The sequence below is a fragment of the Micrococcaceae bacterium Sec5.7 genome (assembly GCA_039636785.1).
Lineage (GTDB): Bacteria > Actinomycetota > Actinomycetes > Actinomycetales > Micrococcaceae > Arthrobacter.
The window spans coordinates 2640041-2659931 of sequence record CP144169.1 but is presented as its reverse complement, the minus strand read 5'-3'; the positions used below and the strand labels follow the sequence as shown (position 1 = coordinate 2659931).

The window sequence follows — 19891 nt, the reverse complement described above, 5'->3', positions numbered from 1 at the left end:
CGCAGTCTGTAGATATCAATCTTTCGTCCGGAGAGCCCGTCCTACAAGGACCGGCGCCCCGGAATTTCAGGCAAAGGCACGGACATGACTGTCTTCAGCGAACTCCGCATGCGCCCGGCCACCGCCGGGCGCCGGGGTTGGGATGCATCCACTACGGCACGGCTGGTTATGGCCGGAGCAGTGATCTTCTCGCTCCTCGTGGGGGCGAATCTCGCCACACCCCTCTACCCGCTGCTTCAGGCGAAACTGGGCATCACCACGCTCGGCATCACCGTTGCCTTCGCCACCTACGTTGTGGCCCTGGTGTCCACGCTGATGCTGGCGGGCCACTGGTCGGACCACATCGGACGCCGTGCGGCACTGCTGCTCGCCGTACTGGTGGGCCTCACCGGAGGATTCGTTTTCGCCAACGCGGACAACCTGCTGATGCTTTCAGCCGGCCGCGCCCTGCAGGGTGTGGGAGTTGCACTGGCAACAGGCGCCAGTTCCGCGGCCCTGCGGGAACTGCTGCCCGCCCGTCCAGAGTGGGCCTCGCGGTTCACGCTGCTGGCCTCCGCCGGGGGAGTGGCTGCGGGGCCGGCAATCGGCGGCGTGCTTTCCCTCCTTCCCGGCCCCACGTCAGCGCCCTATTACGTGCATTCCGTGATCCTGGTGGCATTGCTCGTGCCTCTCTACCTGCTCAAGGCCCGGCCCGCCATTAGGCCTGCCGCCGGCCTGCGACCGCTGACGGCGCTGGCGCCGCGCCGGCCATCCGTGTCCAGGGAGGCACGGGGCGCATTCTGGCTGGCTGCCGCCGTCGGATTTCTGAGCTTTACCGTCTTTGGCTTTTGCCTGTCTCTGGCACCCGGCTACTTTGCGCAGATAGTCCAGGCGGACTCCCGGCCCCTGATCGGTGTGCTGGCCGGACTGACACTCGGAGCTTCAGCGCTGAGCCAGCTGCTGGCTGTCCGGGGCAGGTTGGTGGTCCCCGTGGGGCTGGCCGTGCTGGCTGTTTCGGTCCTCCTCATCGCCGCGGCTGCGGCCTGGAGCAACCCCTTCCTGCTGATCGCGGCGAGCGTTGCGGCCGGTCTGGGCCAGGGAGTTGCGTTCCGGACGGTGTTCAACGACGTGGCCGGGAAGGTGGAGGCATCACACCACGCGCAGATCATCAGCACCGTATACGTCATCACCTACCTCGGAAGCGCGCTTCCGGTGGTTGGCTTGGGATTTGCGACGGCGGCATATGGCCTGCAGGCTTCGGTCACCGGATTTGTGGTGCTCTGCGGAGCGGCAGCCATTGCGCTCGCAGCTGTCACCCTGCGTGGAGCCCTCACAAAGTAGCGGGAACGCGCCAAGCAGCGGGCATGCGCAAAGCAGCGGGCACGCGCCAAGTCACCATCAAGTAACTGCAAAGAAACCATTGCAAAGAAGCCGTTGCAAATAAACCCTTGCAAAGGATTCTTTGTAAGCGTAGCCTTTTGCCATGGAAACAACACCGCAGAATGCCTCCGCGGACACCGCTGAACTTCAGTTCCCCGTGCGCAAGATAGACACCGCGTCGCTCAAGGCGCTGGCACATCCCCTGCGGGTCCAGATTCTGGAGATGCTTTCCCGCTACGGCGCCCAGACAGCCTGCAGCCTGGGGGAGCTCCTGGATGAATCCAGTGGTTCCACCAGCTACCACCTCCGCCAGTTGGCCAAGCACGACTTTGTCCGCGAAGTGGAGGGCAAGGGGACGGCTCGGGAACGCTGGTGGGAACGTCCCCGCGGGGCCATCCAGATCTACTCGCCCGAGCTGGCAACGTCGCCCGCGACGGAAGAGGCGTCGCGTCTGGTCAGCCGGGAATTCGAACACAGTCGACAGTCGGTCCTCGCCGACTTCATGGCCCACGGCATCGATGCCCTGGAGGCCGACTGGCTGCAGGCCTCCACAGTCAACACCGCAAACGCACGAATGAACGCAGATCAGCTGGCGCGCTACGCACGGTCCATGGAGGCCTACGGTGACCGGCTGCTGGAGGAGATCCGGTGTGAAGGTGAACAGGACGGCGCCCGGCCCGTCCAGCTGCACTTCAATGCCTTCCCCATTCTTGGCGTCCCCGCTTCGGCAGGAAGTCGCACTTCACGCAAAGCAGACAAATCACTCAAAGAAAGCAAAGCAGGCCAAGAACCCGAAAGGAAAGAGCCATGAGCACCATCACCATCACCCGCTCCGCGCGGTGCAACGCGTACCGCAGGCCATCCGTCCTTGAAACGGCGGCCACCCGGGTGGGAGCCGGCTTAGTGCGCTGGGCCGAACAACGCCGTGTGATTCCGGAGGGGTGGGCTGAACGGCAGCACGCCGCCATCCGCCGTCGTGAAGAACTGAATGAGCTGCGCAGTGGTGTGATGGGCGCTGCCCATTCGGGGCTGATCGTCTGGCGCTAGCTGGCTAGTCCGGCAGCGGTCCGTGGTTGCCCTGGATGTGGTCGAACACCAGAGTGGTCTCGGTGTGGCCCACCACCGGATCTGTAGCCAGGTTGTCCAGCACCCAGTCACGCAGATCCTCCGTGGTGGCTACGGCGATGTGCAGCAGGTAGTCCACTGATCCTGAGGTGTGGAAGGTGGAGAGCACGGCCGGGAGCTTGGGGACACGCGCCGTGAACCGGTCGATCTGGTCCCGGTCGTGGGCGCGGAGCCGGACAGCCACCAGGGCCTGCACCGAGCGGCCGATTGCGGACAGGCTCAGCTTCGCCTCGAAGCCCAGGACTATCCCGCGTTCGGACAGGGCCCGGGTGCGCATCAGCGCGGTTGATGGCGCGATGCCCACTAGCTCAGCCAGCTGCTTATTCGAAATCCTGGCATCGTCCACCAAGGCGGCCAGAAGCCGTTCATCTATGGCATCCAGCGGCTCGTTGTTTACCGATCCAGGCCGAATATTCTTCGCGCTGCTGCTCACGGATCCTCCTCAAAGTGTTCTGTGTTCATCCTAGACGCCCTATTCCGGCCGATCCATTCATGAGCCCTGTAAATCTCCGAATTATTGCAAGATACTTGCGGCATTCAATGGTGAATAATTCATAAGGAGTACCGTGCTTTCTCTCGACTCACTGGCAGTCCACGCCGGCCGCGACGGACTTACCGAACAGGGTGTCCATGCTGTGCCCATCGATTTGTCCACCACGGCACCCCTTCCGTCCGTTCACGACGGCGGCCAGGCCTACGAACAGATGGCCACCGGCGGCGTCCATCTTGAAGGCCAGAGCACGGTGTACCAGCGCCTGTGGAACCCTACGGTGGCACGGTTCGAAGCCGGCGTCGCGGTGCTGGAGGGCACGCCCGAGGCCGTTGCCTTCGCCACCGGGATGGCCGCGCTGAGCGCCGCGCTGCTGGCAATGGTCGCCGGCGGCAAAAAACACGTGGTTGCTGTCCGTCCCTTGTATGGCGGGACGGACCACGTGCTGGCGGCCGGGATTTTGGGCACCGAGGTGACATTCGCAACGGCGGATGGCGTCCACGCTGCACTCCGTACCGACACGGGCCTGGTGATTGTGGAGACGCCGGCAAACCCCAGCCTGGAGCTGGTGGACATCGCCCGGCTGGTGGCCGCAGCAGACGGTGTGCCGGTGCTCGTGGACAACACTTTTGCCAGCCCGGTGCTGCAGCAACCGATGAAGCACGGTGCCGCAATGGTGCTGCACAGCGCCACCAAGTTCCTCGGCGGCCACGGCGACGCCATGGGCGGGGTGATCGCCGCAGCACCGGACTGGACCACCCGCCTGCGCCAGGTCCGTGCGGTGACGGGCGGCATCCTTACTCCGTGGCCGGCGTATCTGCTGCACCGGGGGCTTGCCACCCTGCCGGTCCGGGTCCGCGCGCAGCAGTCCAGCGCCCACAAGATCGCTGCCGCTCTGGCCGAACATGAGCTGGTGAAGACGGTCCGCTACCCGGGACTGCCGGAGTGCGACCCGCTGGGGCTCATAGGCACGCAGATGTCCGGTCCCGGCTCGCTGATGTCCTTTGAGCTTGAGAGCGCCGCGCATGCCGAGCGGATCCCCGGGGCGGTCCGGCTGATCACCCACGCAGTTTCCCTTGGCGGGATCGACACCCTGATCCAGCACCCCGCCGGCCTGACGCACAGGCCCGTGGCTGCCGAGGCGAAGCCGCATGCAAGCCTGCTGAGGCTGTCCGTGGGATTGGAAGATGCCGCGGATATTCTGGCGGATCTGGTTCAGGCGATCGAGGGCACGCGCTGAGCACTGCCAACCCAACTGGGTCGCAGTAGATGTCGTTTAGACGCCTCTGAACGACATCTACTGCGAGCTACTTGGGATTCCCCGCAAGGATGGAGGGTGTACGACGGCGATGATCACCGCCGTCGTACATGCCAGCGCTATTACGGTCACGGCGAGGGCCGTCCATCCGAGTGATTGGAACACCAGTCCTCCTGCCCAGCCGATGATGCTGGAGCCGAGGTAATAGGCCAGATTGTAGAGGGAGGCAGCCTGGGCACGGCCGGTGGTTGCTATGGTGCCGGTCCAGCCGGCGCCGATGCTGTGTGCGGCGAAGAATCCGCCGGTGAACACCAGCAGTCCCGCGAGGATCAGAGCCAGCAGCTGGGTCAGCGTAAAGGCCAGTCCGACGATCATCAGGGCGATGCCTGCCAACAGGATGTTCCGCCGCCCGAAGCGCAGGGTGAGGCCGGCTGCCCAGCGCGAGGAGACCGTCCACGACAGGTAGGCCAGGAAAATCAGGCTGATGACAGTGGCGGGGAGGCTGAAGGGCTCCCCGGAGAGTCGGAAGCCAAGGAAGTTGTACACGGCCACAAAGCCGCCCATCAGCAGAAACGCCTGGATGTACAGTGCCAGCAGCCGCGGGTTGCGCGTATGGCTCGTGAGGGTCCTGGCTGCACCCTTCAGGCCGCTCGCCTTGGCTGGGGTGAAGCCGCGAGCTTTCGGAACCATCACCAGAAACAGCACGGCCGCCGCGGTTGCAAGCACCGATACGGCCAGTGCTGCAGCCCGCCAGCCCCACAGCTCGCCAACCGGCCCCGCCACAAGCCGGCCGGCAAGTCCTCCGAGGGTTGTGCCGGCGACGTAGCTGCCCGCAGCCACAGCAGTATGGGCTTTGCTTACCTCCTCGTTCAGGTAAGCGATCGCAATTGCCGGGATGCCACCCAGCGCCATGCCTTCAAGCAACCGCAGGCCCAGGAGCATGCCGAACGTGGAGGTAAGGGGAACCATGAGGCTCAAGGCCGTGGCAGCTGAGATGCCCAACGTCATGGCCCGGACCCGCCCGATCCTGTCAGCGAGGAAAGACCAGGGGATGACCGTGACGGCAAGCCCCACCGTGGCGAGGGAGATTGTCAGGGCTGCTTCGGCGGCCGTGATCTCAAGGTCGGACGCGATGATGGGCAGTACGGCCTGCGTGGAGTACAGCTGGGCAAAGGTGGCAACACCGGCAAATGCCAGCCCGATCAGGATCTTTCCGTACGCGGCCGATCCCTTGGGATGGCCGTCCCACAGGGGCTGCTTCCGGTGGTGATCCGGGCCGGGCAGTCTTGAATACTTTGGCATGGTTCCAGCGTAAGCGCACGATCAGGCATGCATCCAATGCATGATTCATGTAAAATTCATGCCAAATACGGATTGATTCAAAATAGCCGGGAGCGGAGCGACATGGACGCCGAACACAAACAGCTGGTCCAGCTGTTGCCACTCCTGCCCTTGCTTGCGGAGCTCGGGCGCACACAGCACATCACCGAAACGGCTGAATTGCTTGGCGTCCCGCAGTCCACCGTGAGCCGGGCGCTGGCCAGGGCCAGCGCCATCGTCGGAACCGAGCTGCTGATCCGTGACGGCAGGGGTGTGCGGCTGACGCCCGCCGCCAGGGCGCTGCTTCCGTACATTGAGTCGGCGTTGACCGGGTTCCGGACCGGGCTGGATCTGGTCCGTCACGAGTCGGAAGTGGTGCGCGGCCGGATTGCGGTGTCCTTCCAGCACACCTTCGGCGAAGCAACCGTGCCACTGCTCATCAGCGCCTTCCGCAGCCGCCATCCGGAAACCGCCTTCGATCTCAACCAGGGTGCCCGCGATGGCTGCTTGGCGGAGCTGGCCTCGGGGGTGGCGGACATGGTACTGACCGCACCTGTTGCCCCGGCCAGCCGGACCATCGCGTCCGCGTCGCTGTACCGGGAGCCGCTGCGCCTGGTGGTGCACCACGAACACCCACTGGCCGGCCGGCGGAGTGTCCGGATCCGGGAGATCCGAAAGGACCCGTTTGTGGCACTGGGTTCCGGATACGGAATGCGGTCTTTGACGGATGCGCTGTTCCGCGAGGCGGGTTTCAGGCCGCGCGTTGCTTTCGAAAGCCAGGATTCACATACCGTCCGCGGCCTCGTGTCGGCGGGGCTGGGAGTGAGCATTCTGCCTCCGGGGGGCAACGGGCCCGGGCGCCAGGTCACACCGCACACCGGGAACCTCGGATGGGTGGAGATTGAGCTGGAGTCGAGCCTTGCCTACAGGGAAATAGGACTGGCCTGGCGCGAACGCCGTACAGGCCCGGATGCGGAGCCGGATCAGGTCCGTCTGTTCCGCGAGCTGGTGCTGAACGAGGGCCCGGCCTTGCTGGCCGGACTGGTTACAGCCCGCTCACAATTCCGCTGACTACCTCCGCCACAGGACCCGCCTTCGAATTCTGCCAGCCGGTGCCCGCCCACAGGTTCAGACGCTCGGAGTCCCCGGCCGCCGCAGCGGCTGCACGCAGAGGCGCGGTCAGGTGATGGATAGCCGGATACCCCTCCGGGGCATCGGCATGGTCCCGGAGAAATTCATTGACCAGGGCCCGCGCCCGGCGTCCGGTGAAGGCGCGGGTCAGCTGCGTTTTTGTGAAGGCGGGGTCTGCCAATGCGTCCTTGTGCAGCTGCCGGGCGCCGCTTTCATCGGTTCGGAGGAGAGCGGTTCCGAGCTGTGCCGCTTCCGCGCCGGCAGCCAGTATCGATTTCACGGCGCCGGCGTCCATAATGCCGCCAGCGGCAATCAGGGGAAGCCCGACGGCGGCCCGGACCTCGGTGACCAGCTCCGCCGTCGTAAGTGAAGTGCCTGAACTGCCCGCGGTCAGAAAAGCGCCATTGTGTCCGCCGGCGCTGCTGTGCTGGACTACGAGGGCATCAATGCCCTGTTCGGCGGCCATTTCTGCCTCCGCGGTGCCGGTGACCGTGGCGATGACCGCTGAGCCGGCGCGCTTCAGAGCGGAAACGATGCCGGCGCCGGGAAGTCCGAATGTAAAACTGATGAGTTCCACGGGATCCTCGAGCAGAGCGTCGATCTTGGCCTGCCAAGCGTCATCATCATCCAGGCGCAGGGGCGGCAGCTTCACACGGTAGCGCCTGGCGTCTGCCGCCAAAGCGGAGCGATAAGCCTCCAGTTGCATCCGCACCGCCGGCGGCGGATTCAGCTGGGAACGGTCCGGCACAAAAACATTCATGCCGAACCTCGCCCCCAGGGCGCGGGCTGCCTGGATTTCCTCTGCCATCCCCTGGACCGTTTTGTAGCCGGCAGCAAGGAACCCCAGGCCTCCGGCATTGTGGACGGCCTGGATGTAAGCGGGCGTTGAGGTGCCTCCCGCCATGGGAGCGGCGATGATTCGGGTACCGAATATGGCGTGCGGCATTGCTGACTCCTTGAGACGACTCAGTACTCTGGTCACGTGACTAATTCTGACAACCCACAGGCAGCCCCATCTGTTCCGTCTGTCGGCGCCACGGCCCTTGGCGTGGTGATCGGCCTGGACATCGGAGGAACCAAAACGCGCGGAGTCCGTTTCGAGGACGGACACGTGGCCGCCGATGAAATCGCCGGAAGCTCCAATGTCCAGAATGTCAGCTGCGAGGAAGCAGCACTGCATCTGGCAGAGCTTTTTGCAAAGATCGGCGGCGGCAATGTTGCCCAGGTATACGCCGGCGCCGGCGGCATTGACACCGACGACGACGCAGCCGCGCTCGCGGCCCTGATCGAACCGCACGTCCCCGGCGCCAAAATCACGGTGGTGCATGATTCGCGCCTCTTGCTGGCTGCGGGACGCGCCAGCACAGGTGTCGCCGTTATTGCCGGCACAGGTTCGGCTGCGTGGGGCAAGAACGAAGGCGGAGAGGAGGCCCGGGCCGGCGGCTGGGGCTACCTCCTGGGCGACGAAGGCAGCGGTTACTGGCTTGGCCGTGAGGCCGTGCGGCACAGCCTCCGACGGATGAATCAAGGACTCGACGCCGATCAGCTCACCACAGCGCTTCTGGAGTCATGCGGCGTGGGCGATCCGAACAAGCTCATAGCGCTCTTCCATTCCGCGGCCACGGGCCGGCGCTATTGGGCACAACAGGCGCGCCTTGTGGTGGAGGCAGCGGACGCGGGCCATGCGGTCAGCCAGGAACTGGTGGACCAGGCGGGCCGCGATCTGGCCGGGCTGGCGGAACAGGCTCTCCGGAGGCTCGGCATCGACGGGCCCGTCATTCTGGGCAGCGGGCTGGGCATGAACGTGGTCCGGCTGCAGGACTCGTTCCGGACGCACCTCGCTGACAAGGGCATCACCGACGTCCGGGTATTGGATCAGGAGCCGGTCTTCGGCGTCATGCAGCTGGTGGCAGAGCAGGGCTGAAGCCAGGCTTTAGCCAGGCGGGTCCCTTCCTATGTGCGGGTCCCTTCTTACGAGCGGGTCCGGGGTCTGAGCCGGACTCCGGGCATGGTCGGCGCGGGAATCCGCCCGGCTTCAGCACCGGCGTCGGGCCCGTGGCCCTTGACCAGGCCAAAACGCGCGGCCGCGGCTGGCGAGTCTTCCAGCCCGGCCTGTGCTTCCCAATCCTCGCGTGCCTGGGCCACTTCATCGTGGGTGCGGCCCACAAAGTTCCACCACATCAGCAGCTCCTCCCGGAACGGTTCCCCGCCGATCAGGATGAACCGCGTCCCGGGAAGGGCCTCAAAATCCAGCGACGAGCGGCCTGTTCCCAGGTAGCCCAGCGGCCCCGGGAGGACTTCCTCCCCATCCAGCGTCAGGCCGCCGTCGAGCACCAGGACAGCGTGCTCGAATCTGTGGTTCAGCGGAAGCCGTGCCGGACCGTCGCAAGCGATGTCGGCGCCGACAACGGGGGAGTACATGGTTGCCGGTGAAGTGGCTCCGGCGAATCCGCCCACCATCACGGTTGCGGTGAACCCCTCGCCGCTGACGGTGGGCAGCTCGCGGTGCTGTTCAAAAGCCGGTGGCCTGTTGCGTTCTCCGTCCGGCAACGCCACCCAGAGCTGCAGGCCGCGCTGCACCGGAATGGGCGCATCGCCGTCGGGCTGTCCGGGCAATACCGCAAACTCGGAATGCGAGACGCCGTTGCCGGCAGTCATGATGTTCAGCTCGCCGGGCCGCACCACCACGTCGCTGCCCACGCTGTCGCGGTGCCGGACGTTGCCGACGAGCGGCCACGTGACGGTCTGCAGCCCGGTGTGCGGGTGCGGCAGGACGGACATGGCCACGCGGTCCGGGCCGAAGCTGTCCAGGAAACACCAGGCGCCCACAGTCGGCAGGCCGCGCTGTGGCAGCGTGCGGAAGACTGTCATTCCCCGCACGCCGCCCAGCGGAACTTCGCGTTCCGGCCAGAGCTGCAGGCAAGGGCCGGTTCCAGCACGGCCTTCCGGGCTTCCGGGCGGACAGACTTCCTGCTGCGGACTGGCTTCCAGATTCGTCACAGTCCCACTGTAAGACTTTGTGCGTTTCTGGGACATAGTGAAACGTTGTAGCGTGGATCACATGCCTGAAGCGATCCTGAGCTACCACGAGTCCGCCCTTTTCCGTGCCGGTGAACCGCACCGGATCCTGGCGGGCGCCATCCACTATTTCCGGGTGCATCCGGACCAGTGGCAGGACAGGCTCGCGAGGCTCAAGGCGATGGGTGCCAATACAGTGGACACCTACGTTGCGTGGAATTTCCACCAGCCCCGGCAGGACCAGACACCGGATTTCAGCGGCTGGCGGGACCTGGGCCGCTTCATCGATCTGTCCGCCGCGGAAGGGCTGGACGTCATCGTCCGTCCGGGCCCGTACATCTGTGCCGAGTGGGATAACGGCGGGTTCCCTGCCTGGCTGACGGGGATTCCGGGAATCGGCCTGCGATGCCTTGATCCTGTTTTCACCTCCGCCGTCGAAGATTGGTTTGACGTGCTGTTGCCCATCATCGCCAGCCGCCAGACACCCGACGGCGGCCCGGTGGTGGCCGTGCAGATCGAGAACGAATACGGCAGCTACGGCGATGATCACGACTACATCCGCTGGAACCGCAGGGTCCTCGAGGAACGCGGTATCACCGAACTGCTCTTCACGGCCGACGGCGGCAACGACTACTTCCTCGACGGCGGCGCCATCGAAGGCACGTGGGCTACGGCCACGCTGGGCAGCCGCGGCGACGAAGCCGTGGCCACCTGGCAGCGCCGCAGGCCGGGCGAACCCTTTTTCAATGTGGAATTCTGGGGCGGCTGGTTCGACCACTGGACCGAGCACCACCATGTACGCGATGTTGCGGAAGCCGCCGGTGAAACCCGCAAAATCCTGGACCTGGACGGATCCGTGTGCATCTACATGGCGCACGGCGGCACCAACTTCGGGCTGTGGTCCGGAAGCAACCACGACGGCAAGAAACTCCAGCCCACGGTGACCAGCTACGACTCCGACGCCCCGATCGCGGAAAACGGTGCCCTGACACCGAAGTTCCATGCACTCCGGGCGGAATTCTTCCGAGCCCAGGGCCTCGACGAACTGCCGGAACTGGCGCCGGAGCTTCTTGAGCCGGCAGCGGTGCTGCAGGCTCAGACGCTGCCCGTGACCCAGGGAACCGGGCTCCTTGACATGGTCCGCGAGGCCGGCGAGCCGGTCGCCAGTGTCAAACCGCTGTCCTTCGAGCAGCTGGGCCTGGACGCCGGCATGGTGCTCTACTCAGCCGCAGCCATACTGCCGGGGCTGCCGGACAAGCCGGCGGAAACGCCGCTGCGGATCTTAGGCCTGAACGACCGTGCGCACATCTGGGTGGACGGTGAGTTTGCCGGGATCCTCGACGACGTCAATGCGGCTGAGGGGCTGAAGGTCACCGGCACCGGTGTGTCCGTAAAGCTGGAGATCCTGGTGGAGAACCAGGGCCGGATCAACTACGGCCCCCTCACCGGTCACGGCAAGGGGATCCTGGGCGGTGTCCTGGTCAACCAGCGATATACGTTCCACTGGACGCAGACTCCGGTGGCGCTCACCGAGTGGGGCGATGCGGAGCTCGGTAGGCTCGCGTCCGCAGAGTTCCAGGCCGAGGCTCCGGCCGATACATATCTGGCACTCCCCGGTTTCGGCAAGGGGTTTGTCTGGATCAACGGCTTCCTGTTGGGACGCTACTGGAGCATCGGGCCGCAGGTCACGCTGTATGTCCCGGCGCCGCTGATCCGTAAGGGCGCCAATTCCATCAAGGTGCTGGAGCTCGAAAAGTCAGGCACCGCCGTCGAACTCCGAAAGGAAGCCCATCTTGGGCCGGTGGAAAAGGGCCCGGCGGCAGCTGCCGGGCTGTAATCCGGCGCTGACCTGCAGCCGGCTGTTGAACTGCAGCCCCGCGGTGGAGTTCCCGACCGGGGGCCGTCCCCGGGCAGCATCCTCAGCGTTACGCTGTTTCCATGAGTGTGCAATTCGATACCCGTCCCGCTGCCTACGGCGTCATCATCCGCGATGGAGCCATCCTCCTGGCGTACTGGAAGCAGGACGGCAAAGAGGGCTGGACGCTGCCTGGCGGCGGCCTGGATCTTGCCGAGCACCCGGTGGACGGATGCAGGCGGGAGATCTTTGAGGAGACGGGATACCACGCCGAGATCGGCCCCTTGCTGGGAATCGACGTCGGCCATTGGCCGGCCGGCACCCGCCTCGACGGAGGGGACCGGGCCCTCCAGTCACTGCGTCTCGTTTATGAGGCCACCGTCACCGGGGGCGAACTGAGCCATGAGGTGGACGGCAGCACCACCCACGCCGCCTGGATAACGCTCAGCGATGTTGAGGGGCTGAACCGGGTATCCCTCGTGGACGCGGCGCTCCGGCTCCACAGCGAGCGGCCGGTCAACGGCAAACTTTCCTGAAATTTCGCTAGCCAGGCCGGTGGAAGGCTGGCTATTCTGGATGAAGCCGCCGGGCAATGCGCCGGCATCAAGGGAACGGGGAGGTGGAAATGATGATTGCAATATCCCTGCGCGCTCAGCGCATCAGCAAAAACCACATCATTACTCCTGCCCCGGTTCTCCGCACCCGCTAGACGGTGCCGCGGGGCCTCATCAGAGGTTTCACAGTGAAAATACTTTCCGGTCAATCGCTGACCGCCTTTCCCGACGCACAAATCCTTTCCGAAGCCCGGCTCCCTGCGCGGTCCGGCGCTGTGCCGGCGGGCCCCGTCCACTACGGCTACACCCATGCCACAGCTGAATTCTTCGCCGCCAACCCGGTCCGCAACGGCGAAACCCCGGGCCGGGTGGTCCGTGTCGACCGCAGCCGCTTGCTCGTCGCCGCCGCGGACGAAGTCCTCCATCTGAGCTACCCGCTCGCCGCCGACGTCCCGGCAACGGGGGACTGGGTGTGGCTGGGGCCCAACCGGGCCGGCGACCGCGAGATTGTGGGTGTGCTGCCGCGGCAGTCGAAACTGAGCCGCAAGCGTGCCTTCGGGGCATCATCCGAAGCCCAGGTCCTGGGGGCCAACATTGATGTGGTGGGTGTCGTGGTCCCGGTGGACCGGCCGCTCACACACAACAGACTCGAACGCACGCTGGTCGCCGCCTGGGATTCGGGCGCAACGCCTCTGGTGATCATCACCAAGGCGGATCTGGCTGACATAGCGGACGACGTCGTCGGGCAGGTGATCCTGCAGGCGGCGGGCGTGGACGTGGTCACCACCTCGGCCGAGCAGGGGGACGGCCTCGACGAGCTGCTGCGGCACCTTCCACCTGGCGGGACGCTGGTGCTTCTTGGCCCGTCCGGTGCTGGCAAGTCCACCCTCATCAATGCACTGGTGGGCTACGACGTACAGGAAACCGGTGGTGTCAGGGCGGGCGACGGCAAGGGCAAGCACACCACCACATCACGCGAACTGGTACCTCTTCCTGGCGGTGGGGTGCTGATGGACACCCCCGGCGTGCGTGGGTTCGGGCTCTTTGATGCCGACGACGGCATGGGGGAGATGTTCGGGGATCTGGAAGAGCTGTTCGGCCAATGCCGCTTTTCAGATTGTGCACATGATCAGGAGCCTGGCTGCGCGGTGCAGGCGGCGCTCGCCGACGAATCCCTGGGCACGCGGCGCTGGTCCAGCTATTTGAAGCTGCAGCGCGAACTCGCGGCCTTGAACCGTAAGCACGATGCTGCAGCCCGCAGGGAGTACCAGCGGGAGTGGCACCAGAAGGTGGCGGTGGCGAGCAGGAGCCAGCGCTCCGCCCAACGGACCACCGCCGAACGCGCTGAGGACAGGCACGGGAAGCGGCGGAAACGCTGACCCACCCGTGAAGTTCTTGTCCGGATACGGCCGCTTAGATGGCCCGAATGCGGCCGTATCCGGACAAGAATTCCGAATCCGCAGCTGTCCGCCCATCCGGACCGCGGGTGTTTCCGAATGATTACGGTTGCCACGTCTGCGGTTCCTTTGCCGCGGGCTTTGGTTACGCTAAGTCAAGACACGCTTTACAGTGAAAAATCAGCGTGCTTATGATCAGTTCGCTTGATCGTCCGAAGTTGCAGCCCAACAGTAAGGTAAGCCCGGGAATGGCTGATGCAATGATTGAATTCCGGAGCGTCACCAAGCAGTACCAGAGCGGGCTGCCGGCCGTGGATCAGTTGAGCATGTCCATTGACAAGGGCTCCATTACGGTTTTTGTGGGGCCATCGGGCTGTGGAAAGACCACATCATTGCGGATGATAAACCGGATGGTTGAGCCGACCTCCGGCACCATCACGGTGGGCGGCAAGGACGTCACCTCCGAGCCTGCCGCCGGGCTCCGCCGGTCCATGGGCTACGTCATGCAGTCCTCCGGACTGATGCCGCACCGTTCAGTGCTGGACAACATCGCAACCGTGCCGCGCCTGAACGGCGCCTCCAAAGCGGAAGCCCGCAAGCGCGCTGAAGAGCTGCTCGACGTCGTCGGGCTTGCTTCCGTGCTCGGCAAACGGTACCCCTCCCAGCTTTCCGGCGGGCAGCAGCAGAGGGTGGGCGTGGCGCGTGCGCTCGCCGCCGATCCGCCCGTGTTGCTGATGGACGAACCCTTCAGCGCCGTTGACCCCGTGGTGCGCGACGAACTGCAGCAGGAACTGCTCCGGCTGCAGCGTGATCTGGCCAAGACCATCGTTTTTGTCACGCACGATATTGATGAGGCCACCGTCCTGGGCGACAAAGTGGCCGTGTTTGCCGTCGGGGGAAAGCTCGCGCAGTACGCCACCCCGGAGGAAATCCTCCGGGCGCCGGCCAATGATTTTGTAGCATCGTTTGTGGGCAGGGACCGGGGCTTCCGTCACCTTGGGTTCACGGCGTCCGACGGCGTCGCCGTCCATCCGGTGCCCACAATCATCAGGGGGGAGAACGGTGCTGTTGCGGACCCGGCGGCGGCAAACGACTGGCAGCTCGTAGTGGACGCCGGCACCCGCCCGCTCGGCTGGGCAAGTCCGGGCACGGATACCGGACTTATTCCCGGCGGGTCCCTTTTCCGGCAGGGCGAAAGCCTTCGCCGTGCACTGGATGCTGCGCTGTCCTCGCCGTCAGGCCTGGGCGTTGCCGTGGACCACGAAGGAAGGGTAGCCGGTGTTATCCGGGCAGCCGAGGTCCTTGCCTTGATCGAATCGGCCCGCAAGGTCCGGCAGGGTGCCTTCTGATGGAATGGTTGCTGTCCAACAGCGGCATGGTCTTCGAGAGGGCCGGCCAACACCTTGCCCTGGCATTGATCCCCATGGTTTTGGGACTGCTGATCTCCGTTCCGCTGGCTCAGTTTGCCCGTAGGAACGCCACCCTCCGTTCTGTGGTGGTCACCGCCAGCTCTTTGTTGTACACCATCCCCTCGCTGGCACTTTTTATCATCCTGCCTTCGATCCTTGGCACCAGGATCCTGGATCCCGTCAATGTGATTGTGGCGCTGACCATCTATGCCGTGGCGCTGCTGGTCCGTGCCGCCATGGACGCTTTTGACTCGGTGGATGAGAACCTCCGGCAGGCGGCAGTGGCCATGGGGTACAGACCCGCGGCCCGTTTCCTGCAGATTGATTTGCCTCTTTCATTGCCCGTGCTGTTTGCCGGGCTCCGGGTGGTATCCGTCAGCAACATCTCGCTGGTGAGTGTTGCCGCGCTGCTCGGCGTCGGGAATCTGGGAATGCTGTTTACCGACGGTCTACAGCGGACGTTTATTACCGAAGTCGTGGTTGGCATTGTCGCCATTCTGCTGCTCGCGTTGCTGATGGACTCACTGTTGGTCGTGCTCGAGCGGCTCCTGACTCCGTGGACGCGGGTGTCAGCGACGCCGTCGAAGCCGGCCCAAAAGTCCGGCGCGGAATTCATCGCCGAGGCCCGGATCCACGCGGGGGGCGGCGCATGAGCAACATCTTCACTGACACCTTCGCCTGGATCGCCGATCCGGCGCACTGGTCCGGCAGTTCCGGAATCCCCGTCCGGCTGGCGGAACATCTGCAGTACAGCGGGCTGGTCCTGGTGATTGCCGGGGCCATCGCGGTTCCGGTGGGACTGTACATCGGGCACACGGGGCGCGGACGGGTCGTGGCAGTGGCCGTTGCCGGTGCCCTGCGTGCGCTGCCCACGCTTGGCCTGCTGGTGCTGTTTGCGCTGCTCGCAGGCAGTGGCATTATGCCTCCAGTCTGGGCCTTGGTGATCCTGACTGTCCCCCCGCTTCTGGCGGGCACATACGCCGGCATCTCCAGCGTGGACCGCACGGTTGTGGACGCCGCGAGGGCCGTGGGTATGACCGAACTCCAGATCCTGTTCCTGGTGGAAGTACCCAACGGCCTGCAGGTGATGTTCGGCGGCATCCGGACCGCCATCCTGCAGGTCATTGCAACTGTGTCCGTCGTGGCCTATCTGCCGCTCGGCGGGCTGGGGCGCTACCTCTTCGACGGTCTAGTCCTGCAGGACTTCCCCCGGATGCTGGCGGGGTCCCTCCTCATCGCTGCCCTCGCCATCGCAGTGGATCTGATCCTTGCCGGTGTGCAGAGGCTGTTCGTTTCACCCGGACTTTCCAACGATCCCAACGGTGGCCAAAAGGCCACTGACGATCTCACAGCCGCGAAACCCGTGGCTGTCGTTCAAGGAGGCACCCCATGAAGCACCCTGTCCCCACTACGATCACCCGCCGCGGACTGGGCGGCCTGGCCGCGGGAGTCGGCATCATCATGGCGCTGAGCGCCTGCGGCGGCGGCAACCCGCTGTCCACATCGACCACCGGTTCCACCACGGGCGCAGCGGGCGGTTCCCTTGTTGTTGGTTCGGCCGACTTCCCGGAGAGCCAGATCGTGGCCGAGATCTATGCCGGCGCCCTCACCGCAGCCGGGGTGACCGCCACCACCAAGCCCAACATCGGATCGCGCGAGATCTATTTCAAGGCCGTTCAGGACGGTTCCATTGATCTGGTTCCGGACTACTCCGGAAATCTGCTGTCCCATGTGGACGCGGAAGCCCCCGAAGTCGCCGCGGAAGACATCTTCAAGGCGCTGCCGGACAAGCTCCCGGAGGGCCTGGGCGTGCTTGAAGCGGCCAAGGCCGAGTCGAAAGATGCCATGGTGGTCACCAAGGCAACCGCCGAAAAGTACCAGCTGAAGTCCGTCGAGGACCTGGCCAAGGTCTGCAAGGACCTGACCATGGCGGCGCCGGCCACGTTTGAAACCCGGGCCTATGGCTTCCCCGGGCTGAAGAAGAACTACGGCTGCGTGCTCAAGGCCCTCCAGCCGTTCAGCGACGGCGGCGGGAACCTGACGCTCCAGGCCCTCCTGAAGAACGACGTCCAGGTGGCTGACATCTACACCACCACCCCCTCCATCGCGGACAACGATCTGGTGGTTCTTGACGACCCTAAAAACAACTTCAAGGCCCAGCAGGTGCTGCCGCTCTACAACAAGGCCAAGATGACGGACACAGCCAAGGAAGCACTGAACGCGGTTTCCAAGATCCTGACTACAGAAGATCTGGTCAATCTCAACCGCGCAGTCAGCGGCAGCCAGAAGCAGAATGCAAAGGACGCAGCGGCTGCCTGGCTCAAGGACAAGGGCATCGTCAAGTAGTCTTCGAATCCCTTCGGAATGAGGCACGACGGCGGCTGCCGGACTTACGGGTCCGCCCGCCGCCGTCGCGCATTTCCGGCAGCATGCAGGCAGCGGATGCGCAGGCAGCCTGGAAACGCCATGTGAGACAAGTCTCAGCGGAAGTACATCCTCCCTATGGCATATTTGATGAATGGCAGAATTCAAGCAGTCCACCAAGCTTCATAACGTCCTTTACGACATCCGTGGACCGATTCTTCAGGCCGCCCAGCAGATGGAGGCGGAGGGTCACCGCATCCTCAAACTGAATATCGGAAATCCTGCGCCGTTTGGGTTCGAAGCGCCGGACGCCATCCTGGTGGACATGATCCGCCACCTGCCGCATGCCCAGGGTTACAGCGACTCCCGGGGCATCTTCTCCGCCCGTACCGCGGTCTCGCAGTACTACCAGACGCGCGGGATCCAGAACATCCACGTTGACGATATTTACCTGGGCAACGGCGTCAGCGAACTCATCACTATGTCCCTCATGGCTCTGCTTGACGACGGCGATGAAGTGCTCATCCCTACGCCGGACTATCCGCTGTGGACCGCCTCCGTTGCTCTTGCCAGCGGAAAACCCGTCCATTACCTGTGCGATGAGGAGTCGGGCTGGCAGCCGGATCTCGAGGACCTGGAATCGAAGATCACACCGCGGACCAAAGGGATCGTGGTCATCAACCCGAATAATCCCACCGGAGCGGTCTACCCGGAGGCCACGCTCAAGAAGATCGTGGCACTCGCGGAAAAGCACGGGCTGGTGCTCTTTGCCGACGAGATCTACGAGAAGATCCTGTACGAGGACGCCGTGCACGTGAACATGGCCAGCCTCACCGGCGACCATGTCCTGTGCCTGACCTTCAGCGGGCTCTCCAAGGCATACAGGGTGTGCGGCTACCGCGCCGGCTGGATGGCCATCTCCGGCCCGAAAAAGGATGCTTCCGACTACCTTGAGGGCATCAGCCTGCTGGCCAATATGCGACTGTGCGCCAACGTGCCGGCACAGCACGCCATCCAGACTGCACTGGGCGGATATCAGAGCATCAATGATCTGATCCTTCCCGGCGGGCGGCTGCTGGAGCAGCGGAACATGGCCTACGATCTGCTCAACGCCATTCCAGGTGTCAGCACGCAGCAGGCACGGGGGGCGCTGTACCTGTTTCCCAAGCTGGACCCTGAGTTCTTCCACATCCGTGACGATGAGAAATTTGTTCTCGATCTGCTGCGGGAACAGAAGATCCTGGTCTCACACGGCCGCGCCTTCAACTGGGTCCGTCCCGACCACTTCCGCATGGTTACCCTGCCCAACGTCAAGGACATCGAGGAAGCAATTGGCCGCATGGCGGACTTCCTCAGCAGGTACCAGGGCAACTAGCCTGTTGAGACGTGCCCCTTGGCACGCGGCGACTGCAGAAAGAGGATCCTGATGGGCAGCATCGTGGAATTCGAGACGCGTCCTTCTGAAACCTTGAAGGTGGGGAAGGGGTTCAGCCTTGCCGACGTGGATCCTGACTCAACGCCCGGCTACAACGGGAAAAAGGCCGACGGCGAGACACTTCTGGCGGATCTCGACGGCAAGCTGGCGGGACTCCAGGAGAAGCTGTTCGCTGAAGCCAAGTTCGGCGGAAACAAACGCATCCTGCTGATCCTGCAGGCCATGGATACGGCGGGTAAGGGCGGAATTGTGCGCCACGTTATGGGAGCGATGGATCCGCAGGGCGTCCAGTTGAAGGCATTCAAAGCGCCCACGGACGTAGAAAAGTCCTACGACTTCCTGTGGCGGATTGAAAGGGAAGTCCCTGCGGCAGGCATGGTGGGCGTCTTTGACCGTTCCCAGTATGAGGACGTCCTCATCCACCGTGTTCACAGCTGGGCATCGCCGGATGAGCTGAAGCGGCGCTACGGAGCGATCAATGACTTTGAAGGGCGGCTGACGGATTCGGGAACCAGGATAGTCAAGGTCATGCTCAACATCAGCCGCGACGCACAGAGGGATCGGCTGCTTACGCGGCTCGACGATCCGGCGAAACATTGGAAGTACAGCAGCGGGGATCTTAAGGAGCGCGCCTTCTGGGACGACTACATGGCCGCCTATCAGGCCGTGTTCGACAACACGAGCACTGCTCTGGCTCCGTGGCACGTGGTTCCGGCCGACAAAAAATGGTATGCAAGGATCGCCGTTCAGCAGCTGGTGCTTGGAGCAATGGAAGGGCTGAAGCTTGAATGGCCCAAAGCGGAGTTCGATGTTGCCGCGGAGCGCCGCCTGGTGGACAAGTCCTGAACCCGCCTGATTGGGTGCGGCATGGCCGGGCAACCTTGGGCGCAGGGCAGCCTGGAGCGCAGGGCAGCCTGGAGCGCCGGGCGGCCTCGTGGAGCGGCGTCCTACTCAGGCAGGGTGCCCCGGGCGGAGGCGAGTCGTTTCCTGGCGCCTTCAAGCCATTCTTCGCAGCGCTTGGCCAGCGCTTCGCCAAGCTCCCATAACGCGAGTGATTCTTCGAGGCTGGCACCGCCGGCCTCAAGTTTGCCCACCACGCCTACGAGCTGCTCCCGGGCCTCCTCGTAGCTGAGTGCCTCGGTGTCCGTTTCCGGTTTCTTGTCCGTCATGGTTGAG

General features: G+C 64.4%; 20 protein-coding genes. 15 read left to right on the top strand and 5 right to left on the bottom strand.

The genetic code is table 11. The features are described from left to right. The first annotated feature begins 84 nt into the window (after window positions 1-84). From V3C33_12635 to V3C33_12625, 3 genes are all read left to right on the top strand, one after another. Window positions 85-1320 carry an MFS transporter gene (locus V3C33_12635; GenBank protein ID XAS66342.1) on the top strand — a complete coding sequence of 412 codons (1236 nt, stop codon included), beginning with the start codon at window positions 85-87 and terminating at the stop codon, window positions 1318-1320. 142 nt (window positions 1321-1462) lie between these two features. After that, on the top strand, window positions 1463-2170 hold the full coding sequence (locus V3C33_12630; protein XAS66341.1) for a helix-turn-helix domain-containing protein: 708 nt from the start codon (window positions 1463-1465) through the stop codon (window positions 2168-2170). Continuing rightward, window positions 2167-2406, top strand: a complete 240-nt coding sequence (locus tag V3C33_12625) for a 2-nitropropane dioxygenase (protein XAS66340.1) — start codon at window positions 2167-2169, stop codon at window positions 2404-2406. Before V3C33_12630 ends, V3C33_12625 begins: the two co-directional genes overlap by 4 nt. A gap of 4 nt (window positions 2407-2410) precedes the next feature. Here the strand turns inward: V3C33_12625 and V3C33_12620 are convergent, their stop codons facing one another. Then, window positions 2411-2917, bottom strand: a complete 507-nt coding sequence (locus V3C33_12620; GenBank protein XAS66339.1) for an Lrp/AsnC family transcriptional regulator — start codon at window positions 2915-2917, stop codon at window positions 2411-2413. Window positions 2918-3050: 133 nt separating this feature from the next. Here V3C33_12620 and V3C33_12615 point away from each other — a divergent pair, with 133 nt between their 5' ends. Further along, window positions 3051-4214 carry a PLP-dependent aspartate aminotransferase family protein gene (locus V3C33_12615; GenBank protein ID XAS66338.1) on the top strand — a complete coding sequence of 388 codons (1164 nt, stop codon included), beginning with the start codon at window positions 3051-3053 and terminating at the stop codon, window positions 4212-4214. Window positions 4215-4271: 57 nt separating this feature from the next. On the opposite strand, the gene V3C33_12610 is transcribed toward V3C33_12615, so the two are convergent. Continuing rightward, the gene (locus tag V3C33_12610; protein ID XAS66337.1) at window positions 4272-5534 is read right to left on the bottom strand and encodes an MFS transporter; all 1263 of its coding nucleotides are present in this window, start codon (window positions 5532-5534) and stop codon (window positions 4272-4274) included. Window positions 5535-5636: 102 nt separating this feature from the next. Here V3C33_12610 and V3C33_12605 point away from each other — a divergent pair, with 102 nt between their 5' ends. Continuing rightward, complete coding sequence (locus tag V3C33_12605; protein ID XAS66336.1) at window positions 5637-6623, top strand: LysR family transcriptional regulator; 987 nt, start codon at window positions 5637-5639, stop codon at window positions 6621-6623. Here the strand turns inward: V3C33_12605 and V3C33_12600 are convergent. Further along, window positions 6598-7629, bottom strand: coding sequence for a nitronate monooxygenase (locus V3C33_12600; GenBank protein XAS66335.1), 1032 nt, complete (start codon window positions 7627-7629; stop codon window positions 6598-6600). The two genes, V3C33_12605 and V3C33_12600, sit on opposite strands and share 26 nt — an antisense overlap. A 36-nt stretch (window positions 7630-7665) precedes the next feature. On the opposite strand from V3C33_12600, the gene V3C33_12595 reads away from it, so the two are divergent. Continuing rightward, window positions 7666-8607 carry a BadF/BadG/BcrA/BcrD ATPase family protein gene (locus V3C33_12595; GenBank protein ID XAS66334.1) on the top strand — a complete coding sequence of 314 codons (942 nt, stop codon included), beginning with the start codon at window positions 7666-7668 and terminating at the stop codon, window positions 8605-8607. Between the two features lie 47 nt (window positions 8608-8654). On the opposite strand, the gene V3C33_12590 is transcribed toward V3C33_12595, so the two are convergent. After that, on the bottom strand, window positions 8655-9683 hold the full coding sequence (locus V3C33_12590; GenBank protein ID XAS66333.1) for a pirin family protein: 1029 nt from the start codon (window positions 9681-9683) through the stop codon (window positions 8655-8657). 61 nt (window positions 9684-9744) lie between these two features. Here V3C33_12590 and V3C33_12585 point away from each other — a divergent pair, with 61 nt between their 5' ends. The 9 genes from V3C33_12585 (at window position 9745) to V3C33_12545 (ending at window position 19561) form a co-directional block, all read left to right on the top strand. After that, window positions 9745-11538 carry a beta-galactosidase family protein gene (locus V3C33_12585; GenBank protein ID XAS66332.1) on the top strand — a complete coding sequence of 598 codons (1794 nt, stop codon included), beginning with the start codon at window positions 9745-9747 and terminating at the stop codon, window positions 11536-11538. Between the two features lie 101 nt (window positions 11539-11639). Beyond that, a complete protein-coding gene (locus tag V3C33_12580) occupies window positions 11640-12092 on the top strand; it encodes an NUDIX hydrolase (GenBank protein ID XAS66331.1) in 453 nt (150 codons plus the stop codon). Between the two features lie 293 nt (window positions 12093-12385). Beyond that, window positions 12386-13489 carry a ribosome small subunit-dependent GTPase A gene (gene rsgA / locus V3C33_12575; GenBank protein XAS69734.1) on the top strand — a complete coding sequence of 368 codons (1104 nt, stop codon included), beginning with the start codon at window positions 12386-12388 and terminating at the stop codon, window positions 13487-13489. Between the two features lie 266 nt (window positions 13490-13755). Further along, window positions 13756-14856: an ATP-binding cassette domain-containing protein gene (locus tag V3C33_12570; GenBank protein ID XAS66330.1), complete on the top strand. Its 1101-nt coding sequence runs from the start codon at window positions 13756-13758 to the stop codon at window positions 14854-14856. Continuing rightward, window positions 14856-15569 (top strand): ABC transporter permease, encoded by a 714-nt coding sequence (locus tag V3C33_12565; protein ID XAS66329.1) that lies wholly within the window; start codon window positions 14856-14858, stop codon window positions 15567-15569. The genes V3C33_12570 and V3C33_12565 overlap by 1 nt, the downstream gene beginning before the upstream one ends. Beyond that, complete coding sequence (locus V3C33_12560) at window positions 15566-16309, top strand: ABC transporter permease (protein XAS66328.1); 744 nt, start codon at window positions 15566-15568, stop codon at window positions 16307-16309. Before V3C33_12565 ends, V3C33_12560 begins: the two co-directional genes overlap by 4 nt. After that, the gene (locus tag V3C33_12555; GenBank protein ID XAS66327.1) at window positions 16306-17262 is read left to right on the top strand and encodes an ABC transporter substrate-binding protein; all 957 of its coding nucleotides are present in this window, start codon (window positions 16306-16308) and stop codon (window positions 17260-17262) included. Before V3C33_12560 ends, V3C33_12555 begins: the two co-directional genes overlap by 4 nt. Before the next feature lie 172 nt (window positions 17263-17434). Next, the gene (locus V3C33_12550) at window positions 17435-18655 is read left to right on the top strand and encodes a pyridoxal phosphate-dependent aminotransferase (protein XAS66326.1); all 1221 of its coding nucleotides are present in this window, start codon (window positions 17435-17437) and stop codon (window positions 18653-18655) included. A gap of 51 nt (window positions 18656-18706) precedes the next feature. Then, entirely contained in the window at window positions 18707-19561 is an 855-nt protein-coding gene (locus V3C33_12545; protein XAS66325.1) for a polyphosphate kinase 2 family protein, read from the top strand. 101 nt (window positions 19562-19662) lie between these two features. On the opposite strand, the gene V3C33_12540 is transcribed toward V3C33_12545, so the two are convergent. Beyond that, window positions 19663-19884, bottom strand: coding sequence for an exodeoxyribonuclease VII small subunit (locus V3C33_12540; GenBank protein XAS66324.1), 222 nt, complete (start codon window positions 19882-19884; stop codon window positions 19663-19665). Between the last annotated feature and the right edge of the window lie 7 nt (window positions 19885-19891).

What these genes read in the sequence shown, in the direction of transcription:
- V3C33_12635 (XAS66342.1), top strand. Translation starts at nt 85, where the DNA reads ATGACTGTCTTCAGCGAACTCCGCATGCGCCCGGCCACCGCCGGGCGC.
- V3C33_12630 (XAS66341.1), top strand. Translation starts at nt 1,463, where the DNA reads ATGGAAACAACACCGCAGAATGCCTCCGCGGACACCGCTGAACTTCAG.
- V3C33_12625 (XAS66340.1), top strand. Translation starts at nt 2,167, where the DNA reads ATGAGCACCATCACCATCACCCGCTCCGCGCGGTGCAACGCGTACCGC.
- V3C33_12610 (XAS66337.1), bottom strand. Translation starts at nt 5,534, where the DNA reads ATGCCAAAGTATTCAAGACTGCCCGGCCCGGATCACCACCGGAAGCAG.
- V3C33_12605 (XAS66336.1), top strand. Translation starts at nt 5,637, where the DNA reads ATGGACGCCGAACACAAACAGCTGGTCCAGCTGTTGCCACTCCTGCCC.
- V3C33_12600 (XAS66335.1), bottom strand. Translation starts at nt 7,629, where the DNA reads ATGCCGCACGCCATATTCGGTACCCGAATCATCGCCGCTCCCATGGCG.
- V3C33_12585 (XAS66332.1), top strand. Translation starts at nt 9,745, where the DNA reads ATGCCTGAAGCGATCCTGAGCTACCACGAGTCCGCCCTTTTCCGTGCC.
- V3C33_12580 (XAS66331.1), top strand. Translation starts at nt 11,640, where the DNA reads ATGAGTGTGCAATTCGATACCCGTCCCGCTGCCTACGGCGTCATCATC.
- V3C33_12570 (XAS66330.1), top strand. Translation starts at nt 13,756, where the DNA reads ATGGCTGATGCAATGATTGAATTCCGGAGCGTCACCAAGCAGTACCAG.
- V3C33_12565 (XAS66329.1), top strand. Translation starts at nt 14,856, where the DNA reads ATGGAATGGTTGCTGTCCAACAGCGGCATGGTCTTCGAGAGGGCCGGC.
- V3C33_12560 (XAS66328.1), top strand. Translation starts at nt 15,566, where the DNA reads ATGAGCAACATCTTCACTGACACCTTCGCCTGGATCGCCGATCCGGCG.
- V3C33_12555 (XAS66327.1), top strand. Translation starts at nt 16,306, where the DNA reads ATGAAGCACCCTGTCCCCACTACGATCACCCGCCGCGGACTGGGCGGC.
- V3C33_12550 (XAS66326.1), top strand. Translation starts at nt 17,435, where the DNA reads ATGGCAGAATTCAAGCAGTCCACCAAGCTTCATAACGTCCTTTACGAC.
- V3C33_12545 (XAS66325.1), top strand. Translation starts at nt 18,707, where the DNA reads ATGGGCAGCATCGTGGAATTCGAGACGCGTCCTTCTGAAACCTTGAAG.
- V3C33_12540 (XAS66324.1), bottom strand. Translation starts at nt 19,884, where the DNA reads ATGACGGACAAGAAACCGGAAACGGACACCGAGGCACTCAGCTACGAG.